Source organism: Pseudooceanicola sp. DL12, assembly GCF_056270665.1.
Window position 1 is genome coordinate 182,786 of record NZ_CM149884.1, and the last position, 24,715, is coordinate 207,500.

A 24,715-nucleotide genomic window follows, 5' to 3' on the forward strand; every position below is an offset into this window, starting at 1 on the left:
CTTTCAGAGCGTTTTCGCGGCGTCGAGGCCGGCAGCGGCGAACCGCGGCACAAGCGCGCCCATCTGGCGGGCCCGTTCCGGGTTCGATGCATTGCCGTCGAGCGCGCGTTTGTAGACGCCCTGGATGATGCCAGCCATGCGGAAGAAGGTGAAGGCCAGGTAGAAGCCGAAGCCCTCGATGCCGGGGATGCCGGCGCGGGCGCAATAGCTGTCGATGAATTCCTGGTCCGTCATCAGCCCGAGGGCGGCGCGGTCGGCCCCGGCGAGGCCCCGGCCATCGGGGCCCATGGGCATCGACCATTGCATGATCACCGCCGCCACGTCGGCATAGGGATGGCCGGTGGTCGAGAGCTCCCAGTCGAGCACGGCGGCGATGCGGGGGGCATCCTGTGCGAACAGCATGTTGTCGATGCGATAGTCGCCATGGGCCAGGGTGCGGATGCCGTCATCGGGGGGGATATTTCCATCCAGCCAGGGGATCAGCTCGTCCATCTCGGGGATGCTCCCGGTTTCCGCGGCGCGGTACTGCTTGATCCAGCGGTCGATCTGTCGGCGGTAGTAATTGCCCTCGGGCCCGTAGTCCGAGAGGCCGGTGGCGGCGAGGTCCACCCCGTGGATCGCGGCCAGCACCCGGGCCATCTCCTCGTGGATCGGGCGGCGATCCTCGCGCGCAAGCTCGGGCAGGTCGGGGAGGTTGAAGTGCCGGCCCTGCACCTCGTCCATGACATAGAAGGTCGAGCCGATCACGCTCTCGTCCTCGCAGAGCACATGCATCTTCGCCACCGGCACGTCGGTGCCGGCGAGGGCGCTCTGCACGCGGAACTCGCGGTCCACCGCATGGGCCGATTTCAGCAGCACCCCCGGCGGCTTGCGGCGCAGCACGTAATTGCGCGTGGGGGTTTTCAGCCGGAAGGTGGGGTTCGATTGACCCACGTTGAACTTCTCGGCCTCGATGGGCCCCTTGAACCCCGGCAGGTGGTCCGAGAGCCAGGCGCCGACGGCGGCGGTGTCCAGATGGGTGGGGTCGAGGCGGGCGGGGTCGTCCTTGGTGAGCGTCATGGGAGCCTCTCAGGAATAGGTGAGCAGCGGGTCGTCCGCGCCCGTCAGGAAGGGCGTCTCGTTGAACCCGTGCAGGTAGGTGCGGCGCGGCGTGAAGACGAAGCGGGTGACCGAGGCGTTCTTGGTCTGCAGCTGCAGCTCGGTCTGCACCGTCGCGGGCGCGCCGAGGACCGAGGCCACCATCTGCCCCATGGCGCCGCCGGAGGAGGTGGCAAAGACCACATCCGCCCCGGGGCGCATCAGCCGGGCGCGGGCGGCCTCGACCCGGGCGGTGAACTCTTCCCAGCGCTCGGGCGGGGCGGCGATCTCGCCCTTCTGCCAGAGGGCCACCGTGTCGCGCAGGGTGCGGAAGTGGCTCTTGCGCTCGGTATGCATGCCCTCGGGGGCGCCGCCCGCGGCATAGCGGGCCTCGAGCAGGGCGGCGAAATCGTATTCGTCGAGGCCGGGGATCTCCTCGGCATCCAGGTCCAGCCCCATCCCCCGCAGGATCCCCGCGAGGGTCTGTTTCTGCCGCCGGAGCGTGCCATGGGCGACGCGGTCGGGCGTGATCCCCTGGGCCGCGAACCACCGCCCGAGCGCCTCCGACTGGGCCTCGCCCGTGTCGGAGAGCCGGTCGTAATCCGCGGCACCAAAGGAGGCCTGACCGTGGCGGATCAGGTAGAGCAGGCCCATCAGAGCACTTCGAAGAGGCCCGCCGCCCCCATGCCGCCACCGACGCACATGGTGCAGACGACGTATTTCGCGCCGCGCCGCTTGCCCTCGATCAGCGCGTGGCCGACCATGCGGGCACCCGACATTCCATAGGGATGGCCGACGGAAATCGCGCCGCCGTTGACGTTGAGCAGCTCGTCGGGAATGCCCAGCACCCGCTGCGACTGAAGCACCTGGCAGGCGAAGGCCTCGTTCAGCTCCCACAGGCCGATGTCGTCGATCTTCAGCCCATGGGCCTCGAGCAGCTTCGGCACCGCGTAGATCGGGCCGATGCCCATCTCGTCGGGGTCGAGGCCCGCGGCCATGACGCCCACATAGCGGCCCAGCGGCGTGACGCCGCGCTTCTCGGCCTCCTTGGCCTCCATCAGCACGGCGGCAGAGGCGCCATCGGAGAGCTGGCTGGCGTTGCCGGCGGTGATATGGGCGCCCTGCGCCACCTTCTGGCCGTCCTTGAACACCGGCTGCAGCCCGGCGAGGTTTTCCAGCGTGGTGCCGGGGCGGTTGCCCTCGTCGCGCTCCAGCGTGACCTCCCTGAAGGAGATCTCCTTGGTCTCCTTGTCCATCACGCCCATGGTGGTGGTCAGGGGCACGATCTCGTCATCGAACTTGCCCGCCTGCTGGGCCGCGGCGGTGCGTTGCTGCGAGCGCAGGGCGTATTCGTCCTGGTCCTCGCGGCTGACGCCATAGCGGTCGGCGACGATCTCGGCGGTTTCCAGCATGGTCATGTAGATCGCCGGCTGATGCTCCATGATCCAGGGATCGCGGGCGCGGTCGGTGCGCATGTTCTGGTTCTGCACGAGGGAGATGCTCTCGACCCCGCCGCCCACGGCCACCTGCATGCCGTCGCTGATCACCTGCTTGGCCGCGGTGGCGATGGCCATCATGCCGGAGGCGCACTGGCGGTCCATCGACATGCCGGCAACCGAGGTGGGCAGGCCGGCGCGGATCGCCGCCTGGCGGCCGATATTTCCGCCGGTGCTGCCCTGCTGCAGGGCCGAGCCGATGATGCAATCCTGCACCTCGCCGCCCTCCAGCCCGGCGCGGTCGACGGCATGGCGCACGGCATGGCCGATCAGCTCCTGTGCCTGGGTGTTGTTGAAGGCACCGCGAAAGGCCTTGCCGATCGGGGTGCGGGCGGTCGAAACGATGAGTGCTTCGCGCATTGGGGTCTCCTCCCTTGAGACGTGTTTTCCTGGGCTGCCGGCGCGGGCCGACAGCCTTGACCGGCGGCCTTAACCGGCAGGCAGCTCGATGCCGCGCAGGGCGGCGGCCATGGCGGCGTATTTCTTCGTCTGGGCAAAGGCGCCGGGCATCACCTGCTGGCCGGCCTCGGCGCGGATCTCCTCCATCCGGGCCCAGATCGCATCGGGGTTCAGATCCTCGTCGGCAAAGGCCACGCCGGGGGTCTCGTAGATGCGGGTTTCGGTGAAACAGCCGCCGCCCGCGCCGAGGATCATGCGGCTGGGCGCCTCCTCGTGCAGCAGGGTCAGCAGGCCGGGCGTGATGGTCTCTGGCCGCAGCAGCGCCAGCACCTGTTCGGGCAGCAGGTTCTCGGTCATCCGGGTGGCCGCCGTGGGGGCCAGGATATTGGCGCGGATGTCGTTCTTGGCGCCTTCCTGGCAGAGCACGTTCATCAGGCCCACCATGGCGGCCTTGGCGGCGCCATAGTTCGACTGGCCGAAGTTGCCGTAAAGCCCCGAGGCCGAGGTGGTATAGACGATGCGGCCGTAGTTCTGCGCCCGGAAGATCTCCCAGAGCGCCTTGGTGGGCACGACCGAGCCCATCAGGTGCACGTCGACGACCTTCTGGAAATCCTCCAGCTCCATCTTGGCAAAGGTCTTGTCGCGCAGGATGCCTGCGTTGCAGACGAGGATGTCGACGCGGCCCCAGGCCGCCATCGCCTGATCCACCATGTCCTGCACCTGTGCCGGGTCGGTGACATTGGCGCCATGGGCCATGGCCTCGCCGCCGGCGGCGCGGATCTCCTCGACCACGGCGCGGGCCTGGGCGCTGGACTGCCCGGTGCCGTCGGTGGCAACGCCGAGGTCGTTGACCACAACCCTTGCGCCGCGCGCGGCAAGGCCCAGGGCGTGGCTTCGGCCCAGGCCCACGCCCGCGCCGGTGACGATGGCCACGCGGCCGTCGAAACGAATGCTCATGTCTCTTCTCCGAAATAACGGCGGCCCAGCCATTCCGCGACCAGCGCCGGTTTCTCCTGCCCCTCGATCTCCACCGTCACCTCCATGGTGGTCTGGATCTCGCGGGGGCGAATTTCCTCTATCTTCAACAGTTTGAAATGGCCCCGGATGCGCGCCCCCGAAGGCACCGGGCTGATGAAGCGCAGCCGGTTCATGCCGTAGTTCACCGCCATGACGGTGCCGTCGATGCCCGGCATCTCATAGGCCATGGCCGAGAGCAGCGAGAGCGTCAGGAAGCCATGGGCGATGGTGGTGCCAAAGGGCGTGTCCTTCGCGCGCTCGGGATCGACGTGGATGTACTGGTGATCCTCGGTGCAGGCGGCAAAGGCGTCGATGCGCGCCTGTGTCACCTCGATCCAGGAACTGGTGCCGATCACCCGGCCTGTCTGCGCCTCGAAATCCGCGCGTGTCATCAGGGTCATCTCTCTCACTCCTCCAGAAAGGCGGCCTGCGCCGTGGCCACCTGCATGCCGCCCGAGAGCGGGATCACCGCGCCCGAGACATAGCTGCCGCCGCGCCCGCAGAGGAACTGAAGCACGCCGGCCACGTCCTCCTCGCGGCCCACGCGGCCAAGGGGCACGGTGGCGGCGGTCTTCCTGCGGCCCTCGTCGTGGCCGATGGCAAAGGCCATCATCTTCGACATGAAGGGCCCCGGAGCGATGGCGTTGACGGTGATGTGCCGCGCGGCCAGCTCGTTGGCCAGGATCCGCGTCATGTGGTGCACCGCCGATTTCGACACCGCGTAGGAATAGGCGCCCTGACCCTTGGGGATCTCGCCCATGACAGAGCCCACGTTGACCACCCGCGCCGGGTCGTCCGGGGTGCCGGCGGCCTGCAGCAGCGGCAGCAGGGCCTGGGTGAGGTGGAACATGCCGGTGACGTTCAGGTCCATCAGCTTGGCCCAGGCGTCATAGGGAAACTGCCCCAGCGGCGCGCCCCAGGTGCGGCCGGCGTTGTTCATCAGGATGTCGAGCCTGTCGGTACGGGCGCGTACCGCCTCGGCAAGGGCCGTGATCCCCGCCTCGGTCGCGACGTCGCCGCCAAAGCCCTCGGCGCTGCCGGGCAGGCCCATGGCGTTCAGCTCGGCGGCAACGGCCTCGCAGGCCTCGGCCTTGCGGCTGGCGATCAGCACCCGCGCGCCGGCGGCGACAAGGCCCTCGGCCGCCATGCGCCCGATGCCCGTGGCGCCCCCGGTGACAAGGGCCACCTTGCCCGTCAGGTCGTTCAGTTCGGCTGGTGTCACTCCCATCTCAGAACCCCCTCGCGGCGGCCACGCGGGCGGCGTGATAGCCGTAATCGCCAAGCCATTCTGCCCCCACTCGGGCGCGTTTCATGTAGAAGCCCATGTCGAATTCATCGGTCATGCCGATGCCGCCGTGCATCTGCACGCCCTCGGATACGGCCAGTTTTGCCGTTGCCGTGGCCCGCGCCTTGGCGACGGAAACCGCAAGGTCGGCCTCCTCCGGTGCCTCGTCGAGCATCCGGCCCGCGTTGGCGATGGCGCTGGAGGTGATCTCGATCTCGCTCCACAGATGCGCGGCGCGGTGCTGCAGCGCCTGGAAGCTGCCGATGGTGCGGCCGAACTGCTTGCGCTCCTTCAGGTAGCCCGCCGTCATGCCGAAGGCCCCGGCGGAGACGCCCAGCAGCTCGGCCGAGAGCGCGGCCTGTCCGGCGTTCAGCGCGCGGGAGAGCACGACCATGCCCTGGTCGACCTCGCCCAGCACGTCCTCGCCCGTGGCCTCGACGGCGGCAAAGTCGATCTGCGCATGGTCGCGGCTGTCCACCGTCTGGCGGGCATCGCGGGTGATGCCGGCGCGGGTGGCATCGATGTCGAAGAGCGTGAGGCCAGCCTCTTCGCCCGGGGCGCCCCCGGTGCGCGCCAGCACCAGCAGCCTGTCGGCGCTGCCGCCATCGGCGACGAAGCACTTGCGCCCGGTCAGGCGGAACCCGTTGCCCTGCCGCTCGGCGGTCATGGCGGTGCGGGCGGGGGCGTGTTTCGCCCCCTCGTCGACGGCCAGGGCATAGGTGACCGCGCCGCCGGCGATCTCGGCCAGCCGGGCAGAGCCGGCAGCGCGCAGGGCGGTGGCGGCGATCACGGCGGTGGAGAGCCAGGGCGAGGCGGCCAGCACCTCTCCCATCTCCTCGGCCAAGATACCGGCGGCGCGGTGGCCCATGTCGGAGCCCCCGGCCTCTTCGGGGATCAGCACCCCGGCCCAGCCCATCTCGGCCATGGCCTTCCAGAGCGTCGGGTCCCAGGCGCGGCCGGCATCGCGGTTGGCACGAAAGGCGGCAACGGGGCTGGCTTCGGCCAGGTATCCGCGCGCGGCATCGCGCAGCATGGTTTCATCCTCGGTCGGGATCAGACTCTCGGTCATGGTCATTCCTGTCAGCTGGAGGGCAGTTCGAGCACGCGCTTGGCGAGGATGTCGAGCATCACCTCGCTGGTGCCGCCCTCGATCGAGTTTGCCTTGGTGCGCAGCCATTCCGGCGCCAGCGCGCCATGGGGCCCGTCCCATTCCACGCCCTCGCTGCCGGTGACGGACATCAGCAGCTCGTAGCGCCGCTTGTTCAGCTCGGTGCCGGCGTATTTCAGCATGGCGGAGGCATTGCCCACGCCGCCCTGTTTCGCCATGTCGCGATAGCGCTCCAGCGTCATGGCGGTGGCCAGGCTGTCGACCTCAAGTGTCATGGCCTCGCTGCGCAGCACCGGATCGGCGAGGATCTCGGGATCGAGCGAGGACAGGAATTCACTCAGCGATCGCCCGCCCAGCAGGCCGCGCGCGCCGCCGCCGATCATCTCGCGCTCATGGGTCAGCAGGTGCTTGGCCACGTCCCAGCCGCGGTTCTCCTCGCCGACGATGCGCGACAGCCCGTGCTCGTCGACCTTGGGCACCACGACATTGTCGAAGAAGGTCTCGCAGAAGGGCGAGGCGCCGGAGATCAGGCGGATCGGTTTTGTCGTCACCCCCTCGGCCTCCATGTCGATCAGCATGAAGGAGATGCCGCGGTGCTTGGGCGCCTCGCGGTCGGTGCGCACCAGGGCAAAGATCCAGTCGGCCTGATCGGCATAGCTGGTCCAGATCTTCGATCCGTTCACCACCCAGTGGTCGCCGTGATCCTCGGCGCGGGTCTGCACGCTGGCCAGGTCGCTGCCGGCGCCCGGCTCGGAATAGCCCTGACACCAGCGGATCTCGCCGCGGGTGATCTGGGGCAGGTAATGGGCCTTCTGCTCGTGGGTGCCAAAGGCCAGCAGCGCCGGGCCCAGCATCCACAGGCCAAAGCTCTCCAGCGGCGTCGGCGCACCCAGATGCGCCAGTTCCTCCAGCCAGATCTTCTCTTGCTGGCGGGTCAGCCCGGCGCCGCCGTATTCCACCGGCCAGCGCGGCGCGGTCAGCCCCTCGCGGGCGGCGGCGCGCATCCAGTCGCGCTGGGCATCGGAGGTGAAAACCCACCTCTTGCCACCCCAGCAGATCTCCTGTTCACTCGGCTCAAGGTTGCGTAATTCGGGCGCGCAATGGGCCTCGATCCACGCGGTGATTCCCCTCCGGAAAACCTCCGGATCTTCGGAAAAGTCCAGCATACCGTCCTCCCCAACGGATGTTCTTTCGCATCGCAGAATAGAATTTCACACATTGCTTGACAAGGCGCAGTGGAAACCTTTTGATCTTGGCAGGAGGGCGGGGCTTCCATACCCTGTTTTCCATCTAGGGAGGAGAACATTATGAAATTCACCGCGAAAGCCGCTCTTGCGGCTGCCGTCTCCATGCTTGCCGTAACATCGGCGAGCGCGGATACGATCAAGATGGCCTTCATCGACCCGCTCTCGGGCGCGATGGCCTCTTCGGGGGAACCTGCGTACCAGTCCTTCGTGCTGGCCGCCGAACACATCAATGCGGAGGGTGGTGTGAACGGGGACCAGATCGAGATCGTGGGCCTCGACAACAAGCTGAGCCCGAAGGAATCGCTGGTTCAGCTGCAAAAGGCCATCGACGAGGGCATCCACTACGTCTTCCAGGGCAACGGCTCTTCGGTGGCCGCCGCGCTGATCGACGCCGTGGGCAAGAACAACACCCGGAATCCCGGGGATGAGGTTGTTTTCTTCAACTATGCGGCCGTCACGCCCGAGTTCACCAACGAGGCCTGCAGCTTCTGGCACTTCCGCTTCGATGCCCATACGGACATGAAGATGAATGCCATCACCGACTGGATTGCCCAGCGTGACGACATCAAGAAGGTCTACATCATCGGGCAGGACTACGTGCATGGCGAGGCCGTGGCTGCCGCCGCGGTCAAGCAGCTGGGTGAAAAGCGCCCCGACATCGAGATCGTCGGCAACGAGTTGCACCCGCTGGCCAAGGTCAAGGATTTCACCCCCTACGTTCAGAAGATCAGCTCTTCGGGCGCCGATGCGGTGATCACCGGCAACTGGGGCCAGGACATGACGCTGCTGGTCAAGGCGGCTGCCGATGCCGGGCAGGAAATTCCATACCTGACTTTCTATGGCGGGTCGTCCGGAGCCGTTGCGGCCCTGGGTGACGGGGCAATCGACACCCTCTATCAGGTCTCGGAAGGCATCACCAACCTGCCCGCCGACGATGCGCAATATGCCCTGATCGAGGAGTACAAGGAGCGCTTCCCGGATTACGACTACTACTATCACCGGGCCTTCGTGGCGATGCAGATGTTCAAGGCCGCGGCCGAGAAGGCCGGCAGCGCCGAACCACTTGCCGTTGCAAATGCGATGGAGGATCTGACGATCGACACCGCCTATGGCCCCGTGACCATGCGCGGCAGCGATCACCAGGCCCAGCAGAACCTCTATATCTCGACGGTGGCGGACGACGTGAAATACGGCGTCGACAACATCTCGCTCGGCTGGAAGCTGGTCGACGGTGGCACCATCCCGGCCGAGGCCGCGATGACCGAGACCACCTGTGACATGGAGCGCCCGGAGTAATCCGGACCGCCACATGACGGACGGGCGCCCGGGGAGGGGCGCCCGCACGCCGCCTGACGGGGAGAGGGGCGGTATCACGGCATCGAACCGTCAGACAGACGCAATCCGGACAGGCTCGGGGAGGAGCCCTCATGGAAACACTCATCTTTGCCCTGCTCAACGGCGTGATCTACGGGCTTCTGCTCTTCATGCTGTCCAGCGGGCTGACGCTCATCTTCTCGATGATGGGCGTGCTGAACTTTGCCCACGCCAGCTTCTACATGCTGGGGGCCTATTTCGCCTATACGATCATGGGGGCCTCGTCCTTCTGGGTCGCGCTCTTCATCGCGCCGGTGCTCGTCGGGCTGGTGGGCATGGTGGTCGAGCGCTACGGGCTGCGCCACGTCCATGCCAACGGCCACGTGGCCGAGCTGCTCTTCACCTTCGGCCTGGCCTACCTGATCGACGAGGTGGTCAAGATCTTCTGGGGCCGCACGGCGGTGAACTACCAGGTGCCGCCGGCGCTTGATTTCCCGCTCTTCACCCTCTTCGGGGTGCAATACCCGGCCTATCGCATCTTCATCCTGCTGGTCGCCGTGCTGATGCTGGTGGGGCTGTGGTACATGCTGAAGAAGACCCGCGCGGGCCTGATCATCCAGGCGGCGCTGACCCATCCCCACATGGTCGGCCACCTGGGCCACAACGTGCCGGTGATCTTCATGATGGTCTTCGGCGCCGGCTGCGCGCTCGCCGGCCTCGCCGGGGTGATCGGCGGCAACTACTTCATCACCGATCCCGCAATGGCGGTGCAGATGGGCCCCATCGTCTTCGTGGTGGTGGTCGTGGGCGGCCTCGGCAGCCTGGAGGGCGCCTTTGTCGCCGCCATGCTGATCGGCATCCTGCAGACCTCGGCCATCTCGGTGAACCTGTCGCTGGCGCAGATCTTCGGCTTTCTCGGCCTCTCGCCCACATCCGAGGTGGGGGAAATCACCATCGCCTCGCTGGCACCGATGCTGCCCTTCCTGCTCCTGGTGCTTGTCCTGATGATCCGTCCGCGTGGCCTGATGGGGGAACGTGAAGTATGACCGACGCAACCTCCAACCAGTATCTCGATCTCGCGCCCAGCCGGGCCGAGAAGTTCCGTCAGCGCACCCTGCCGCTGATCCTCTTTGCCCTGCTGCTCGTCGTGATTCCCTTCTTCGGGCCCTCGCGCAGCACCTACACGCTGCTCAACCACATGGGCATCACCATCGTCTTTGCCCTCAGCTACAACATGCTGCTGGGCCGGGCGGGCATGCTGTCGTTCGGCCATGCGGTCTACATGGGGCTGGGGGGCTATTTCGCCATCCACGTGATGAACTGGATCGACGCGGGCACCGGCATCTGGTCCCATGTGCCGATGTTCTCCATGCCGGCCTTCGGCTTTGCCATGGGGGCGCTTGCGGGCGCGGTCATCGGCTGGCCCTCCTGCCGGCGCGCGGGTACGCCCTTCGCGATGATCTCGCTCGGCGTGGCCGAGCTTGTCGCCGCGGCGGGCTTCATGTTCGACAGCCTCTTCGGCGGCGAGATGGGCATCTCGGCCGACCGCATGGCGGGGCCCGAGCTCTTCGGCCTCTCCCTCGGTCCGGTCAGCCAGGTCTACTGGTTCATCGCCTTCTGGACGATCGTCGGCATCGCCGGCACCTTCGCCTTCACCCGCACGCCCCTGGGCAAGCTCTCCGAGGCCACCCGCGACAATGCCGAGCGCGTGCAGTTCGTCGGCTACAACCCCCAGCGCGTGCGCTACCTGGTCTTCATCTTCGCCGGGGCCTTTGCCGGCATGGCGGGCGGCATGTCCGCCGTCCAGGACGAGATCTTCACCCCCGAGAGCCTGTCGCTGCTGCCCTCGGGCGCGATCCTGATCGCCACCTACGTCGGCGGCATCCGCTATTTCACCGGGCCGATCTTCGGCGCCGTGGCGATGACCTACATGGGATCCAACCTCAGCGACTACACCCACGGCTGGCTGCTCTACCTGGGCCTGATGTTCGTCACCATGGTGATGTTCCAGCCCGATGGCATCGCCGGCATCGTCTATGAAACCTGGGGCACCCTGCGTACCGGGCGCTGGCGGCAGATGTGGCCGATCTGGATCCAGCGGCTGGCCGGCATCGCGCTGGTGCTGGTCTCGATCATCACCATCGTCGAGGTCGCCTTCCGCTGGTCCGACGGCTACGGCGAGATCTTCACGCCCTTCGGCATCGCGCCCTTTCCGCCGGAGAGCCCGCTGACCTGGGCCATGGCGATCATTCCGCTGGCCATCGGCGTGGTGCTGCTGCGCCGGGTCGTGCGACAGCTGAAGGAGATGGACAAATGAGCACCCCCGCACTTCAACTGACCGGCCTGGAGAAGAGCTTTGGCCCCGCCAGGATCATCCAGGGCGTCGACCTGACCGTGGAGCGGGGCGAGACCCATGCCATCATCGGCCCCAACGGGGCGGGCAAGTCGACGCTGTTCAACCTGATCTCGGGGCGGTTCTTTCCGACCGCCGGAGAGGTACGGCTGAACGGCGAGGTGATCTCCGGCAGGCAGCCCTTCGAGATCAACCGGATGGGCCTGTCGCGGTCCTTCCAGGTGTCCAACATCTTCACCAACATGACGGTGCGCGAGAACGTCCGCTGCGGCGTGCTCTATTCCATGGGCTACGGCTATTCCTTCTGGCGCAACATCGGCAACCTGCGCGAGGTCTCGGAAAAGACCGCCGCGATCCTCGAGGACGTCGGGCTGATCGACAAGGCGAACCTGCCCGCCGCCCTGCTGCCCTATGCCGATCAGCGCACGCTGGAGATTGCCATCACCATCGCGGGCGGTGCCGAGGTGGTGCTGCTCGACGAGCCCACCGCCGGGATGAGCCATTCCGAGACCGACCGCGCCGTTGCCCTGATCGAGAAGGCCACGGCGGGCAAGACGCTGGTGATCGTCGAGCATGACATGGGCGTGGTCTTCGGCATGGCCGACCGGATTTCGGTTCTGGTCTATGGCCAGATCATCGCCACCGGCACGCCGGAGGAGATCCGCGGCGATCCCAGGGTGCGCGAGGCCTATCTCGGCGAAGAGGCCGACCTGCCGGAGACCAGCAAGGAAGGAGCCGTGGCATGAACGTTCAGGTCCAACAACAGGCGGCACCGGTCGCCCCGCCCGCGGGCGAACCGATGCTGCAGATCCGCGACCTGCACGCCTATTACGGCAAGAGCCATGTGCTCAACGGCGTCAACATGGAGATCATGCCCGGCGAGGTGATCGCGCTTCTGGGGCGCAACGGGGTGGGGCGCTCCACCACCGCCAAGGCGATCATGGGAGAGGTGGCCCCCGAGGGCTCGATCCGGTTCCGCGGGCAGGAGATCGGCGGCATGCCGAACCACAAGATATCGCGTCTGGGCCTGGGCTATGTGCCCGAGAGCCGCGATATCTTCCCCACCATGACCGTGCGGCAGAACCTGATGCTGGGCATCAAGGACATGCGCCGCCCGGGCAAGTGGACCATCGACCAGATGCTCGAGATGTTCCCGAACCTGGCGCGGCGGGCAGACAATCCGGCGGGGGTTCTCTCGGGCGGCGAGAAACAGATGCTGACCATGTGCCGGACGCTGATGGGTGATCCGGAGCTGATCATCATCGACGAGCCGACCGAGGGGCTTGCGCCGCTGATCGTGCAGCAGGTGGGCGACATGATCGCCGAGATCGCGAAGGCAGGGGTCTCCATCCTGCTGGTCGAGCAGAAGCTTTCCATCGCCCTGCGCATCGCGGATCGCGTCTATGTCATGGGGCACGGAGAGATCGTCTATTCCGGCACCCCGGCGGAATTCGCCACCCGCGACGACGTCCGCAAGGAATGGCTGGAGGTGTGAAATCCTGAACCCGGGCCTTTGGCCCGGGCAAACGCTCCGGGGGAGCGTTTGAGGATTTCACGGGCGGAGCCCCCTGAACCCGGGCCCCCGCCCCCCGAACCCGGGCAAGCGCTCCGGCGGCGGCGCCTGGCCGTATTCCAATCCCGGAATGTTGCCCATGCGCCCTATGCCGGGAAAAGTGTTCACGGGTGCGCGGGAATTTACCCGAAGGTTAAGCAGAATGGCCTAACCCTGAGGGCATGAAACAGATCCTTCTTGCACTTCTTCTTCTCCCCCAGCTCGTCAGCCAGGCACGTGCGGATCTCATCCTGCCCTACCGCGATACCGTGGGGAACTGGTTCGTCTACCAGTACGATGACGGTTGCAGTGCCGTCACCGAGGCCTGGGGCGAATCGATCTACGTCCACCGCGATGCCAATGGCTGGGAGCTTGCCACCGATGCGCCGATCTGGCGCGCGGGCGAGCATGACATCATCTTCGACGGCGAGACGGTAAAGGCCGATTTCCACTCCCGCAACGGCATGGCAGAGCTCGTCGTGCCCACCTGGATCATGGCCCGGGCGCGCTCGGCCCACTACGTCGACTTCGAACCCGGTCAGCCCGACGGGCTCTTCGCGCTGAACCTGGCCTCGGAAGCGATCGATTCGATTGCACTCTGCTTTCGCAACGAGGGCACCGAGGAAAGCCGCATGACCAGGCACGTGATCAGCCCCTTCGGCCCCAATTGCCCCAAGAACATCGATGTGCCCCCCGCCGGCAGCAACTGGACTCAGGTGACCTTTCGCAATGATGGGGCCCTGCCGGTGCTGATCTATTCCGTCAGCCGCGAGGGGGTGCGCACCTATCTCGGGCCATTGATGGGCAGTCGAAAGGTCGACAGCTACAACAATGCCACCTTCCTGGTGACGGACACCCACGGGAAATGCCTTGGCGACCCTCTGGTGGTCGAGGGCAAGGCCCCGGTCTTCAGCTTTGATGAAGAGTATCATATCGACTGAGCGATCCGGCATTGCCCCGGCATCGCCGGGATCCGGCCGTGAAAAAAAGGGGCGGGTGGCCCACGGCCCCCGCCCCCTTTCTTCGTCTTGCCGGTGCCAGTCTGTCTCAGACGGTCTCGCGCAGCTCGGGGTGCTGATAATCGCCCAGCTTCTGGCGCAGGGTCAGCTTGCTGACCTTGCCCGTGGCCGTCAGCGGCAGTTCCGACACCCAGATCAGGTCATCGGGCAGCTGCCACTTGGCGAAATGCGGCGCGATATGCTCGCGAACCTCCTCCAGCGTCGGTTTCGTCTCGCCGGCGGCCACCGCGATCAGGATCGGCCGCTCGTCCCAGCGCGGGTGCGGCACGCCGATGGCGGCGCAATTGGCGATTCCCGGGTGCGACAGGGCGGCATTCTCCAGGTCGATCGAGGAGATCCATTCGCCGCCCGACTTGATCAGGTCCTTGGCGCGGTCCTGGATGCTCAGGAAGCCCTCGCTGTCGATGCTCGCCACGTCGCCGGTGCCGAACCAGCCCCCCGCATCCAGGGCCTTGGCCGTGGCTTCCTCGTTGCGGAAATAGCCGCTGACCACCGTGTTGCCGCGCACGAAGAGCTCGCCCACCGCCTTGCCGTCCTCGGGCAGACGATTGCCCTCCTCGTCGACGATCTTCAGGTCGACGCCGAAACAGCGCCGGCCCTGCTTGGCCTTGTGGGCGATGCGCTCGTCAAAGGGCAGCTCGGCCATCCAGTGCGGCATCACCCCGTGGGTGCCCACCGGCGACATCTCGGTCATGCCCCAGGCATGGCCCACGCAGATGTCCATCTTCTCGAAGGCCTCGATCATGCTCTTGGGCGCCGCCGAGCCGCCGATCACCACGTCGGCAAAACCGTTCGGCTTGCGCCCCTGGGCCTTGATCTCGGCCAGCAGCCCCATCCAGACCGTCGGCACGCCCCAGGCGGAATAGACCTCCTCCTGGTCCATCAGCCGGAACAGGTTCGGCCCGTCGAGGCCCGGCCCCGGCATCACCAGCGACAGCCCGGACAGCAGTGCCGAGAAGGGCAGCCCCCAGGCGTTGACGTGGAAGAGCGGCACCACCGGCAACACCTTCTTGCCCTCGGCAAAGCTCGCCGTCTGCATCACCGAGATGATCATCGCGTGCAGCACCGTCGAGCGATGCGAATAGAGCGCCCCCTTCGGATGCCCCGTGGTGCCCGAGGTGTAGCAGAGCCCGCAGGCGGTGTTCTCGTCGAACTCCGGCCAGTCGATCACCTCCGGCTGACCCTCCAGCAGTTCTTCGTAGCAGAGCGCGGGGAAGGGCGTCTCGGGCATGTGCGCCCGGTCCGTCATCACCACGAAGACCAGGTCCTCCGGCAGGTGCTCGCGGATCGCGGCCAGGATCGGCACGAAGGTGGTGTCGACGAAGATCACCTTATCCTCGGCGTGGTTGACGATATAGATCATCTGCTCGGCCGAGAGCCGCGGGTTGATCGTGTGACACACGGCGCCGATGCCGGCGATCGCATAGTAGAGCTCGAGATGGCGATAGCCGTTCCAGGCCAGCGTCGCCACGCGATCCCCCATCGCGATGCCCATCCCCTGCAGCGCATGGGCCAGCTGCGCGATCCGTGCGCCGGCCTCGGGGTAGGTATAGCGATGGACGTCTCCCTCCGTCCGCAGCGACACCACCTCGGCCTTGCGATGGGCCCTGATCCCGTATTCCAGGATCTCCTTCACCAGCAGCGGCCGGTGCATCATCATGCCATCCATAGGTTCTCCTCCCTAAATGATACCACTCAAGGTAATATTGTTTCCGGGCGCCCCCAAGCCCTTCCACGCATTTGCGGAATATTTTTCCGTTCAAATTCCGTAGAGCGGAAGGTGAGCGGGAAATGCCGCGCTGCGGCGTGGAAAAACCCGGCAATGACGCGCCTAAATTACTGATTTACTTGGCGTAAATCAGAGCCTTCCCTATTCTGATCATGACGCGCCTGCAGCATGCTCGGGTGCGAATCGCAAGGGAGGAAACTGCGTGAAAGCCATCGTCTGTCATGAATTCGGACCGCTCGACGACCTGACCCTGGACGAGGTTCCGGTGCCGGAACCTGCACAAGGAGAGGTTGTGATCCGCACCGAGGCCGCCGGGGTGAACTATCCCGACGGGCTGCTGGTGCAGGGCCTCTACCAGGCCCGCCCCGACCGCCCCTTCACCCCCGGCAACGAGGTCGCCGGAGAGGTGGTGACCGTTGGCGCGGGTGTCACGCGGCTGAGCCCCGGCGACCGGGTGCTGGCGGCGGTCTCGGGCGGTGGCTATGCCGAATATGCCATCTGTGCCGCCGACCGCTGTTTCCCGATGCCGGCCACAATGGATGCGGCCGAGGCCTGTGCCCTGCTGGTGGCCTATGGCACCTCGCATCACGCGCTGAAACAGCGCGCGGAGCTGAAGCCCGGCGAATGGCTGGTGATCTTCGGCGCGGCCGGCGCCACCGGCATCGCCGCGATCCAGATCGGCAAGGTCATGGGCGCACGGGTGATCGCCGTCTGCTCGACCGAGGAGAAACGCGCCGTGGCGCTCGAGAACGGGGCCGATCACGCCATCGGCTACGACAATCTGAAGGCCGAGGTGAAGGCGCTGACCGGCGGCCATGGCGCCGATGTAGTCTATGATTCCGTGGGCGGCGATGCCTTTGATGCCGCCTCGCGCTTCATGGCGCGGAACGGCCGGCTGCTGGTGATCGGCTTTGCCAGCGGCGAGATCCCGAAGCTGCCGGTGAACCTGACCCTGGTCAAGGAATATGCCGTGGTCGGGGTGTTCTGGGGCAACTGGACGCGGCACGAACCGGCCGAGTACCTCAGGAACATGGAAGAGCTCTTTGCCTGGTACGAGAGCGGCGCGGTGCATCCGCACATCGAGGGGCGCTACAAGTTGTCCGAGGCGCCTGACGTGCTGAAGAGGGTGCTGGGCCGCGGCGCCACGGGAAAGATCGCGCTGGTGCCCTGAGGCGGTGGCGAGGCCTTTTGCAGGCTGACGAGAAAGCGCATATGGGCCTGGCGCTGGGATACGGTGCCGGCGGCTTCCACCGCGCGGCCGGCCAGGGCCAGGGCGCGGGCTTGGTGGCCGGCGGTCGCGTTCAGCCGCGCGGCCAGGCGATAGGTGCCGTGGCGGCTGTCGCCCAGGCGCAGCGCCTCTTCCACCGCCGAGAGCGCCGCCGCATCCGCGCCGTCATCGGCCAGGATCGCGGCGCGGGTCACGTGCAGGTTGGCCACGTCGGGCGAATCCTCCACCGCGTTGTCGAGCACGGCCAGGGCTGCGTCGCAGGATCCGCCGCGATGCAGCAGCCCGGCCAGCCAGAGCCGGTGATGCATGCGTTGTTTCGGCGTTTCCGCCAGCTCTACCGCGTGACTTGCCGCGCTGAGCGCCTCGCTGCGCTCGCCGGCGCGGTCCCTCAGCACGCTGATCAGCCGCCAGGCGCCGTGGTCCAGGTCGCCCAGGGCCTCCAGCCGGGCGGCCACGATCCGCGCGCTCTTCAGCTTGTCGTGGCCGGTCAGGTGGCGCATCTGTTCGCGCAGATGGGTCCGGTTGTTTCGCCTCAGGCGCCGGTCGGAAACATCGGGAAATCGTCCCTCCGATAGGACCTCGAGCAGGCAGGTCTTCAGCAGGCCGGCATCGTTCAGCCAGTGCACGGCCGGGTGCCCGGCAAAGCGAATCGGCAGCTCCGAGATCCGGGCCCGGGCAAAGCAGTCGCGGATGCGCGCGGCATGTTCGCCGTCGGCCTCCATCGGGTCATGCACCAGGTAGATCTCGCCGTGATAGGCGGCGGCGTGATCGCCGATGCGATAGTGCCAGTCGATTCGCGCCGCGTCGGACTGCCACCGGGTGTCATAGGGCGCGTCGATGGCGAATTGCGGCGACATGGCCAGCACCCGGTCGAACTGCATCCGCCCGGCCAGCGCCAGCGCCGCCCAGCCGCCCATCGAGCTGCCATAGCCGTGCAGCGTGCCGTGCTGTTCGCGCAGGCTGTTCGCCAGCCCGGCAATCACCTCCTCGGGCAGGCCCTGGTGCCAGTCGTCGCAGTTCGACTGCACGCAGATCACGTCATAGCCGGCGCGCAGCAGTGGCGCGGTGCCGCCGATCTGCCCGCCAAGTTCGCGCTTGCCCCAATCGGAGAAGATGACAACAGCCTCCGGCGCCACGATGCAATCACGCGCGCGGAAGCGGGTGACGGAATTCGTCTCGCTGCGAAACAGGCTCTCGGGCATGGCGTCTCCCTCCGGGTTGCGGGCACCATGGCGCAACAAGGTTACCGCCATGTTTACGCCTTGCCATGCTGCGGCTGTGGCGCCGGTTTCGCACCGTCGTGATACCGACGCGATACCGACGTGATACCGACGTTGGAATCGTGCAAAAACAGCGGCTTGGATTTTTGGGAAATCGGCCGGACGAGAGGCCTTTTCGGCGGCGTTTTCGGTGGCGTTTCCGGGGTGCAAAGGGCGGTTTGCGGGCCGGGGGGCCGGCACTGGCTGGCCCTTCCCGGCGGCATTGTCTAACCTCGGTCGGGACTTCCGGAGGAGATGCCCGCATGGACGACCAGACCCGCGATTTTCTCACGCGCCTCTTCGAGGCCGCCGTGGCCGCTGCCGATCCCGCCGTGGCGCTCGAGGGGCATATCCCGGCGCCACCAAAGGGAAAGACCGTCGTGATCGGGGCCGGCAAGGGCGCCGCGCAGCTGGCGCAGGCCTTTGAGAATGCTTGGGAAAAGGCGGGAAACGGGCCGCTGGAGGGGGTTGTCGTAACGCGCTATGGCTATGCCGCGCCCTGTCGCCGGATCGAGGTGCTCGAGGCCGCGCACCCGGTGCCGGATGCCGCCGGAGAGGCCGCGGCGATCCGGCTGCTCGGGGCGCTCGAAGGGCTGACAGAGGATGATCTGGTGGTGGCCCTGATCACCGGCGGCGGCTCTGCGCTGCTGGCCGGGCCGCCGGCGGGGCTCAGCCTCGAGGACGAGCAGGCGATGAACAGCGCGCTGCTGGCCAGCGGCGCGCCGATCGGGGCGATGAACGCCATCCGCAAGCAGGTGTCGCGCCTGAAAGGCGGCCGCGTCGCCGCCGCCGCCGCTCCCGCCCGCGTGGTCAGCCTGATCGTCTCGGATGTGCCCGGCGACGACCCCGCGCAGGTGGCGTCCGGGCCGACGGTGCCCTGCACCAAGGGCCGGGCCGACGCGTTGGCCGCGATCCGGGGCTATGGCATCGAATTGCCCAATCGGATCATGGACTTCCTTGCCTCTGCCCCGGAGGATGCGCCGGGGCCGGGTGACGCGATCTTCTCCGGCAATGACGTGCATGTGATCGCCAGCGCTGCGCGCTCGCTCGAGGCGGCAGCGGCCCTTGCCGAGGCCGAGGGCATTCCCGCTGTGATCCTGTCGGACGCCATGGAGGGCGAGGCCCGGGAGGTTGCCCGGGTGCAGGCCGCGATGGTGCGCGAGGTGCTGAACCGGAACCGTCCCTTCACCCGCCCTGTGCTGATCCTGTCGGGCGGAGAGACCACGGTGACCCTGCGCGGCAAGGGGCGTGGCGGGCGCAACACCGAGTTCCTGCTGAGCCTGGCCCTGGCGCTGGAGGGCGCCGAGGGGGTTGCGGCCCTTGCGGCGGATACAGACGGGATCGACGGCAGCGAGGACAATGCCGGCGCCTTTGCCGATGGCGACACCGCCGCCGCGATGCGTGCCGCCGGCTGCGACCCGGCAGAGGCTCTCTCCCGCAATGACGCCTATACCGCCTTTGATGCGGCAGGGCTGATCTTTGCGCCCGGCCCGACGGGGACGAACGTGAACGATTTCAGGGCGATACTGATCCGTTGAGGGGCTGAGACACTGGCCGGGACAGTGGGGGGCGCCAAAGCGTTGTGCGTTTCTGCATGAAACTGCTGTGCTCTTCGGAGGGTTGTTTTCGGGCCGCCGATTTCGGAAGACGCGGCGGAACGGATGATGGAAAAGCACATGGATACGCATGCAGAGACGGGGGCCTCACCGGAGGCTCCGGGGGTGACCGGCCCCGCAACGGAAGAGGCCAAGGCCCCGATCGCCCTGCCGCTTCTGGTCGCCGCGACCATGTTCATGCAGATCCTCGACGGCTCGGTCGTGACCCCGGCGATCCCGGCCATGGCAGGGGCCTTTGGCGTGCCGCCGGTGGATCTGAACATCGGCGTCAGCACCTACATGCTGACCGTCGGGGTGCTGGTGCCGGTGTCCGGTTGGGCGGCACAGAAGTTCGGCGCACGGCCGGTCTTTCTCTCTTCGATCATCATCTTCACCTTTGCCTCGCTGCTCTGCGGACTGTGCCAGACCCTGCCGCAATTCGTGGCCGCCCGGATCCTGCAGGGCGTCGGCGGCGCGATGATGCTGCCGGTGGGGCGGCTGATCGTCCTGGCCCGGACACCGAAATCGCAACTGGTGCGGGCGATGGCCCTGCTGATCTGGCCGGCGCTGATCGCGCCCGTGCTGGGGCCGCCGGTGGGCGGGCTGATCACCGATCAGGCTTCCTGGCACTGGATCTTCTGGCTGAACCTGCCGCTCGGCGTGCTGGCCTTTCTCTTCGGCTTGAAACTGCTGCCGCACCTCGACCGCGACTGGAGCAAGCGCTTCGACTGGCTGGGGTTCGTCACCCTCGGCCCTGCAATGTTCTGCCTGCTCTTCGCGGCGGAAACTCTGGGCGGGGAGGAGGCGCGTTACCTGCGGGTCGCGCTTCTGGGGGGCCTTGGCGTTGCACTGACGGTCCTGGGGCTGTGGCACCTGCGGCGCAGCGATCACCCGTTGTTGCGCTTCGAGGCGATGTCGGAGCCGACCTTCTCGGTCACGGTGGTGGGCGGGTCGATGTTCCGGATGGCGATCAACATGATTCCCTTCCTGATCCCGCTGCTGTTCCAGATCGGCTTCGGCTGGGATGCCTTCGATGCCGGGATGATGCTGATGGCGGTCTTCCTGGGCAATATCGTGATGAAGCCGTTCACCACGCCGATCATGCGGCGCTGGGGCTTCCGTCGCGTGCTGATGGTCAACGCGGTGGTCAATGGCCTGGCGATCGGTTCGATGATCTTCATCGGGCCCGACATGAATTTCTGGGTGATCGGCGGTCTGCTCTTCGTGTCGGGCATGGCGCGCTCGTTGCAGTTCACCGCGCTCGGCACCATGGCCTTTGCCGACCTGGGGCCCGAGCGGATGCCCGATGCGAACACGCTGAACGCGACCTTCCAGCAGCTCTCGCGGGCGCTTGGCATCGCCCTTGGCGCCATCGGCTGGCGGCTGGGCGAGACGATCTTCGCCGGTGGCGATCCGGCTGCGCCCTTCAAGCTGGGCTTTGCCATCGCGGCTGTCTTCTGCCTGATCAGCCTGTTCGACGTGGTGCGCCTGGCGCCGAATGCCGGCGACAACGTCTCTCGCGCCGGACGCAAGCCCAGGGCCGCCTGAGGCCCTTCAGGTCGTCAGCATCCTGAGGCCCTGAGTCACGTCCGAGCGTACGGCCAGGCGCAGGCCCGGTTCGTCGCCGGCCTTAAGTGCCGCGATGATCAGCTTGTGGAAATGCGGCGCCTCGTTGCGGCGCATCTTGTTGTAGAGCTTGCACATCGTCGGGCCGAGCTGCAGCCAGACCGTTTCGGCCATGGCCAGCATCGCCGGTGCCTGGGCCCGCAGGTAGAGCGTGCGGTGAAACTCCAGGTTGGTCCGGATGTAGCCCACCGAATCATGCTCTCGCACGCGGTCGCTGATGCCGGCGTTGATCATCTGCAGCCGGTCGATCAGCGCCATGTGGGCACGGGGCAGGGCGCGCGAGGCCAGCTCGACCTCGATCAGCGAGCGCAGGGCTGCCAGCTCCTCGATACGCTCGTTCGACAGGTCGGGGGTGGAAACGCGCCCCGAGGAGGACAGCTGCAGGGCGCCCTCGGCCACAAGGCGGCGCACGGCCTCTCGCGCCGGGGTCATGGACACGTCGTATTCCTTGCCAATGCCGCGCAGGGTCAGCGACTGCCCGGGCGGGATCTCGCCGTGCATGATGCGGGTGCGCAGGCCGCGATAAGTGCGGTCGTGCGCAGAGGGCGATGGGTCCGGGCGTGTCTGTATCAGCATGGCAGTTTTGTGATCACAGCCCGGGGGAAGGTCAAGCGCCGAATTGATAGCGGTGCAGTGATGCGCCCTCGCGACGCAGCCAGAGGCGCTGCTTGCGATAGTCGCCGTGGATTTCCTCGACGGTGTCCCAGAAGGCGCGGGAGTGGTTCATCTCGGCCAGGTGGGCGACCTCATGCGCGGCGACGTAGGACAGCACTGGCGCCGGGGCCAGAATCAGCCGCCAGGAAAACATCAGCGCCCCGTCCTGTGTGCAGGAGCCCCAGCGGGACCGGGTGTCGCGCAATGTCAGCCGGCTGTAGGGGCGCCCGAGGCGCGCGGCATGGAGATCGCAGGCAGCGGCAAGCCTGTCACGGGCCAGGGCCTTTAGATGCCCCTGCAGGCGCGCACCAAAGCGATCCTGGGAGCCCGGCACCTCTATCCGGTCCTCGAGGACGCGGACAGAACGGCCGGTGCCGGCAGCCAGCAGTCGCAGCCGCCCTTCCACCGGAAGCTCTGCGCCGGGCAGGATGGCCACGTCTTCCTCGCGCGCGGCAAGGTGATGGCGCAGCCACTCCTCCTTCTCCGCCGCGAAGTCCAGCGCGGCACGTTCGGGGACATGGGAGGGCAGGGTCAGCGTCACCCGTCCGTCCAGAGAGGAGACCCGGAGCGAGATGCGCCGCGCCCGCGACGATCTGCGCAGCGTCAGGGGCACCGGGGGGTTGCCGGGAAGGACATGCTGGCCCATATGCTTTTCACTCCGCTCCCACGTTGTGCACAAAGGTTTTGACACCCTGTCGGTGTTATGGCAGGTGGCGCGGATCGTGGACAAGAGATGTCAGCCAAAAGGGGAACCCAAATGCCCAAGGAAGAATGGGGCACGAAGCGCGTCTGCCCGACCACAGGCAAACGGTTCTATGACCTGAACCAGAATCCTGTGATCAGCCCGTACACCGGTGAGGTGGTCGAGCTGGATCTGGGCAAGAGCCGCATGATTGCTGCCGATGCCGAGGATGCCGCCACCAAGAAAGCGGCCGCCATGTCCGTGGATTCGGATGACGACGTCCTGGACGATGATGATGTCGACGTGGATCTGGACGATGATGTCCTGGATGACGACGATGATGACAACGTCTCGCTGGACGATATCGCGGACGTGTCGAACGACGACGACGACTAAGTCGAAAAGAGTTTGCCGGGGGCGTGATTTTTCGCTTGATCCCGCCCCGGGCTTCCCATAGATAGCGCCGCACAAGGTCGAAACGGCCTTGCGGAACGGGGCCTTAGCTCAGCTGGGAGAGCGCTTGCATGGCATGCAAGAGGTCAGGGGTTCGATCCCCCTAGGCTCCACCAAATCCCTTCCTGAAAATTTGCAGACAGGCTTGCCTTCTTTCATGGGGGTATGTCTAGCGCGCTTGCGAGATCGGCATCCCCTTGTCGGGACTGGTCATGTGCTGCCGCCATGGCGGCGATCGCGCGGGCGTTACCGGCTTCCATGAATTCCATCGTCACCTCCGGTTCGCTGTCTCTCTGCTCCAAGGTGGGTGGGTCCAGGGTCAGCCATGCAGGGAAGGACCGCAGGGCTTTATGCTGTGGGTGATGTGTTGGTCCGAGCCGCCCGCGCGGGATTCGACCGTCGCGACCGTTGCGCCCTGGCCGGTCACAGCCTTCAGCTCTTTAATACGTCAGTAATACGTCAGTCATACGGCCGAGGCGGGATCGGATCACCCATGTTGCGTGACGTCCGAGTCTCATCTTCCGGATATGCGTCACGCAGCGGGGGAGTGTGCAGTGCCTCTCTATCCGGTGTGAAGCCGTCTTCTCTATCGCAGTGTGGGCTGTGCGTGGTCTTGGGCGCGCGGTGGAGCGCCTCTCTGCCTGGCGAATGATCTTCGGTCAGAAGGCGTAGGGCCTCGCTCTGCGGCTGCCGCTCTCGCGATATTCCTCGGGCTCGAATGCAAGTGGGCTTGGCGGAAGAGTGAGACACCTGCCCCTGGCCGATTTGGCCTAAGGCCTGTCTTCGGTGCCGGTACGGGCTGGCGGGCTGTCCTGGCCCGCTCCGGCTTCGATCGCACTCTATATGGCGCTCTATATACAAGTGTCGTTGCGGGGGCTTGGTCGGGTCTTGGCTCCCTTCCTTATATGCACGTCTCTATGGCGCATGTTCCGAGGGCGGAGCGAACTTTCTGGATATGCTGTTCTGCTCCCCTCTGGATGCTGGCCGGGTGGCGACCGCGGAGAGTCTTCCGAGTCATTCTGCTCCGAGTCAGGGATTCTGTCCTGGGGAGGGGGTTAGAGCGCCCTTTCCATGGAGGGGGGGGGGGCGGGTCAGGGCGAGGCGGAAGCGGAAAACGCTCATGGTAAGCATTTGATATTGAATGGTTTTATCAAAAAATCAGAAAAAACGCGCTTCGAGTGTTTTTTCCGCTTGCGGGTTCTGGGTGATAACCTTAGAACCCCCTTCACCGGCGGCGCTGAGGCGCTACGGGGCGCCACTGAGGCGGACGGGACGGACGGAGCGGACGCTCTTGAGGGACTGGACGGTTAGGTGGTGACAAGAAATTCAGAGGTAATGACGGGCGGGCGCGCCGTAAGTTAGGGCGCACTGGTCTGGTTTTTGTCTCTACGCTCTTTGACATCGCGAGTATCTGAAGAGATATGTGGGCGGTTTGGATCATTTCGATGATCAATGTCTGCATATCGCGTTCCTAGGCTTCGGCCGATGATGGAATGTCAGCTTCACTGTTTGAACGGTTTCTGTACCTTTGGTACTGAAGCACAGACAAACAGAGACGTCCCGGACTAGCCTCCGGGACACAGATGTGCAGAGGTTCGAACGTCAAGGATATCCGAGTAATC

General features: G+C 66.3%; 22 protein-coding genes and 1 tRNA gene. 11 read left to right on the plus strand and 12 right to left on the minus strand.

Annotation, left to right across the window (positions count from 1 at the left end; translation table 11 throughout):
* Positions 1-3: 3 nt before the first annotated feature.
* The 8 genes from AC0WR5_RS00900 to AC0WR5_RS00935 form a co-directional block, all read right to left on the minus strand.
* Entirely contained in the window at positions 4-1,059 is a 1,056-nt protein-coding gene (locus AC0WR5_RS00900; RefSeq protein ID WP_475866119.1) for a phosphotransferase, read from the minus strand.
* 9 nt (positions 1,060-1,068) lie between these two features.
* Positions 1,069-1,731, minus strand: a complete 663-nt coding sequence (locus AC0WR5_RS00905) for a histidine phosphatase family protein (protein ID WP_475866122.1) — start codon at positions 1,729-1,731, stop codon at positions 1,069-1,071.
* Positions 1,731-2,933 (minus strand): acetyl-CoA C-acyltransferase, encoded by a 1,203-nt coding sequence (locus AC0WR5_RS00910; protein WP_475866124.1) that lies wholly within the window; start codon positions 2,931-2,933, stop codon positions 1,731-1,733. The genes AC0WR5_RS00905 and AC0WR5_RS00910 overlap by 1 nt, the downstream gene beginning before the upstream one ends.
* A 69-nt stretch (positions 2,934-3,002) precedes the next feature.
* Entirely contained in the window at positions 3,003-3,929 is a 927-nt protein-coding gene (locus AC0WR5_RS00915; RefSeq protein WP_475866125.1) for an SDR family NAD(P)-dependent oxidoreductase, read from the minus strand.
* Complete coding sequence (locus tag AC0WR5_RS00920; RefSeq protein ID WP_475866127.1) at positions 3,926-4,390, minus strand: MaoC family dehydratase; 465 nt, start codon at positions 4,388-4,390, stop codon at positions 3,926-3,928. The genes AC0WR5_RS00915 and AC0WR5_RS00920 overlap by 4 nt, the downstream gene beginning before the upstream one ends.
* Positions 4,391-4,395: 5 nt before the next feature.
* Positions 4,396-5,217: an SDR family NAD(P)-dependent oxidoreductase gene (locus AC0WR5_RS00925; RefSeq protein ID WP_475866129.1), complete on the minus strand. Its 822-nt coding sequence runs from the start codon at positions 5,215-5,217 to the stop codon at positions 4,396-4,398.
* 1 nt (position 5,218) lies between these two features.
* Complete coding sequence (locus AC0WR5_RS00930; protein WP_475866130.1) at positions 5,219-6,343, minus strand: acyl-CoA dehydrogenase family protein; 1,125 nt, start codon at positions 6,341-6,343, stop codon at positions 5,219-5,221.
* A gap of 11 nt (positions 6,344-6,354) precedes the next feature.
* Positions 6,355-7,548 (minus strand): acyl-CoA dehydrogenase family protein, encoded by a 1,194-nt coding sequence (locus AC0WR5_RS00935; protein ID WP_475866132.1) that lies wholly within the window; start codon positions 7,546-7,548, stop codon positions 6,355-6,357.
* A gap of 141 nt (positions 7,549-7,689) precedes the next feature.
* Between AC0WR5_RS00935 and AC0WR5_RS00940 the strand changes: the two genes are divergently transcribed.
* The 6 genes from AC0WR5_RS00940 (at position 7,690) to AC0WR5_RS00965 (ending at position 13,789) form a co-directional block, all read left to right on the plus strand.
* Entirely contained in the window at positions 7,690-8,925 is a 1,236-nt protein-coding gene (locus AC0WR5_RS00940; RefSeq protein ID WP_475866134.1) for a branched-chain amino acid ABC transporter substrate-binding protein, read from the plus strand.
* 131 nt (positions 8,926-9,056) lie between these two features.
* A complete protein-coding gene (locus AC0WR5_RS00945; protein ID WP_475866135.1) occupies positions 9,057-9,989 on the plus strand; it encodes a branched-chain amino acid ABC transporter permease in 933 nt (310 codons plus the stop codon).
* Positions 9,986-11,260, plus strand: a complete 1,275-nt coding sequence (locus tag AC0WR5_RS00950; protein WP_475866136.1) for a branched-chain amino acid ABC transporter permease — start codon at positions 9,986-9,988, stop codon at positions 11,258-11,260. The genes AC0WR5_RS00945 and AC0WR5_RS00950 overlap by 4 nt, the downstream gene beginning before the upstream one ends.
* Positions 11,257-12,042 (plus strand): ABC transporter ATP-binding protein, encoded by a 786-nt coding sequence (locus AC0WR5_RS00955; RefSeq protein WP_475866138.1) that lies wholly within the window; start codon positions 11,257-11,259, stop codon positions 12,040-12,042. Before AC0WR5_RS00950 ends, AC0WR5_RS00955 begins: the two co-directional genes overlap by 4 nt.
* Complete coding sequence (locus tag AC0WR5_RS00960; RefSeq protein ID WP_475866140.1) at positions 12,039-12,791, plus strand: ABC transporter ATP-binding protein; 753 nt, start codon at positions 12,039-12,041, stop codon at positions 12,789-12,791. Before AC0WR5_RS00955 ends, AC0WR5_RS00960 begins: the two co-directional genes overlap by 4 nt.
* 239 nt (positions 12,792-13,030) lie before the next feature.
* The gene (locus AC0WR5_RS00965; RefSeq protein WP_475866142.1) at positions 13,031-13,789 is read left to right on the plus strand and encodes a hypothetical protein; all 759 of its coding nucleotides are present in this window, start codon (positions 13,031-13,033) and stop codon (positions 13,787-13,789) included.
* 106 nt (positions 13,790-13,895) lie between these two features.
* Here AC0WR5_RS00965 and AC0WR5_RS00970 read toward each other — a convergent pair whose 3' ends face one another.
* A complete protein-coding gene (locus AC0WR5_RS00970; protein WP_475866144.1) occupies positions 13,896-15,536 on the minus strand; it encodes a long-chain fatty acid--CoA ligase in 1,641 nt (546 codons plus the stop codon).
* Between the two features lie 262 nt (positions 15,537-15,798).
* Between AC0WR5_RS00970 and AC0WR5_RS00975 the strand changes: the two genes are divergently transcribed.
* The gene (locus AC0WR5_RS00975) at positions 15,799-16,767 is read left to right on the plus strand and encodes an NADPH:quinone oxidoreductase family protein (RefSeq protein ID WP_475866146.1); all 969 of its coding nucleotides are present in this window, start codon (positions 15,799-15,801) and stop codon (positions 16,765-16,767) included.
* On the opposite strand, the gene AC0WR5_RS00980 is transcribed toward AC0WR5_RS00975, so the two are convergent.
* Positions 16,686-18,026, minus strand: coding sequence for a hypothetical protein (locus AC0WR5_RS00980; RefSeq protein ID WP_475866148.1), 1,341 nt, complete (start codon positions 18,024-18,026; stop codon positions 16,686-16,688). The genes AC0WR5_RS00975 and AC0WR5_RS00980 overlap by 82 nt on opposite strands.
* Positions 18,027-18,346: 320 nt before the next feature.
* Here AC0WR5_RS00980 and AC0WR5_RS00985 point away from each other — a divergent pair, with 320 nt between their 5' ends.
* Together AC0WR5_RS00985 and AC0WR5_RS00990 are read left to right on the plus strand one after the other, a co-directional pair.
* Positions 18,347-19,621 carry a glycerate kinase type-2 family protein gene (locus tag AC0WR5_RS00985; protein WP_475866149.1) on the plus strand — a complete coding sequence of 425 codons (1,275 nt, stop codon included), beginning with the start codon at positions 18,347-18,349 and terminating at the stop codon, positions 19,619-19,621.
* Positions 19,622-19,759: 138 nt separating this feature from the next.
* Positions 19,760-21,226, plus strand: a complete 1,467-nt coding sequence (locus tag AC0WR5_RS00990; RefSeq protein ID WP_475866151.1) for an MFS transporter — start codon at positions 19,760-19,762, stop codon at positions 21,224-21,226.
* 6 nt (positions 21,227-21,232) lie between these two features.
* Here AC0WR5_RS00990 and AC0WR5_RS00995 read toward each other — a convergent pair whose 3' ends face one another.
* Positions 21,233-21,880, minus strand: coding sequence for a GntR family transcriptional regulator (locus AC0WR5_RS00995; RefSeq protein ID WP_475866152.1), 648 nt, complete (start codon positions 21,878-21,880; stop codon positions 21,233-21,235).
* A 31-nt stretch (positions 21,881-21,911) separates the two neighbouring features.
* Positions 21,912-22,604 carry a M48 family metallopeptidase gene (locus tag AC0WR5_RS01000; protein ID WP_475866154.1) on the minus strand — a complete coding sequence of 231 codons (693 nt, stop codon included), beginning with the start codon at positions 22,602-22,604 and terminating at the stop codon, positions 21,912-21,914.
* Positions 22,605-22,715: 111 nt separating this feature from the next.
* Between AC0WR5_RS01000 and AC0WR5_RS01005 the strand changes: the two genes are divergently transcribed.
* Both AC0WR5_RS01005 and AC0WR5_RS01010 read left to right on the plus strand, forming a co-directional pair.
* Positions 22,716-23,036, plus strand: coding sequence for a TIGR02300 family protein (locus tag AC0WR5_RS01005; protein WP_475866155.1), 321 nt, complete (start codon positions 22,716-22,718; stop codon positions 23,034-23,036).
* 97 nt (positions 23,037-23,133) lie between these two features.
* Positions 23,134-23,209: transfer RNA gene (locus AC0WR5_RS01010), tRNA-Ala, on the plus strand.
* Positions 23,210-24,715 lie beyond the last annotated feature (1,506 nt).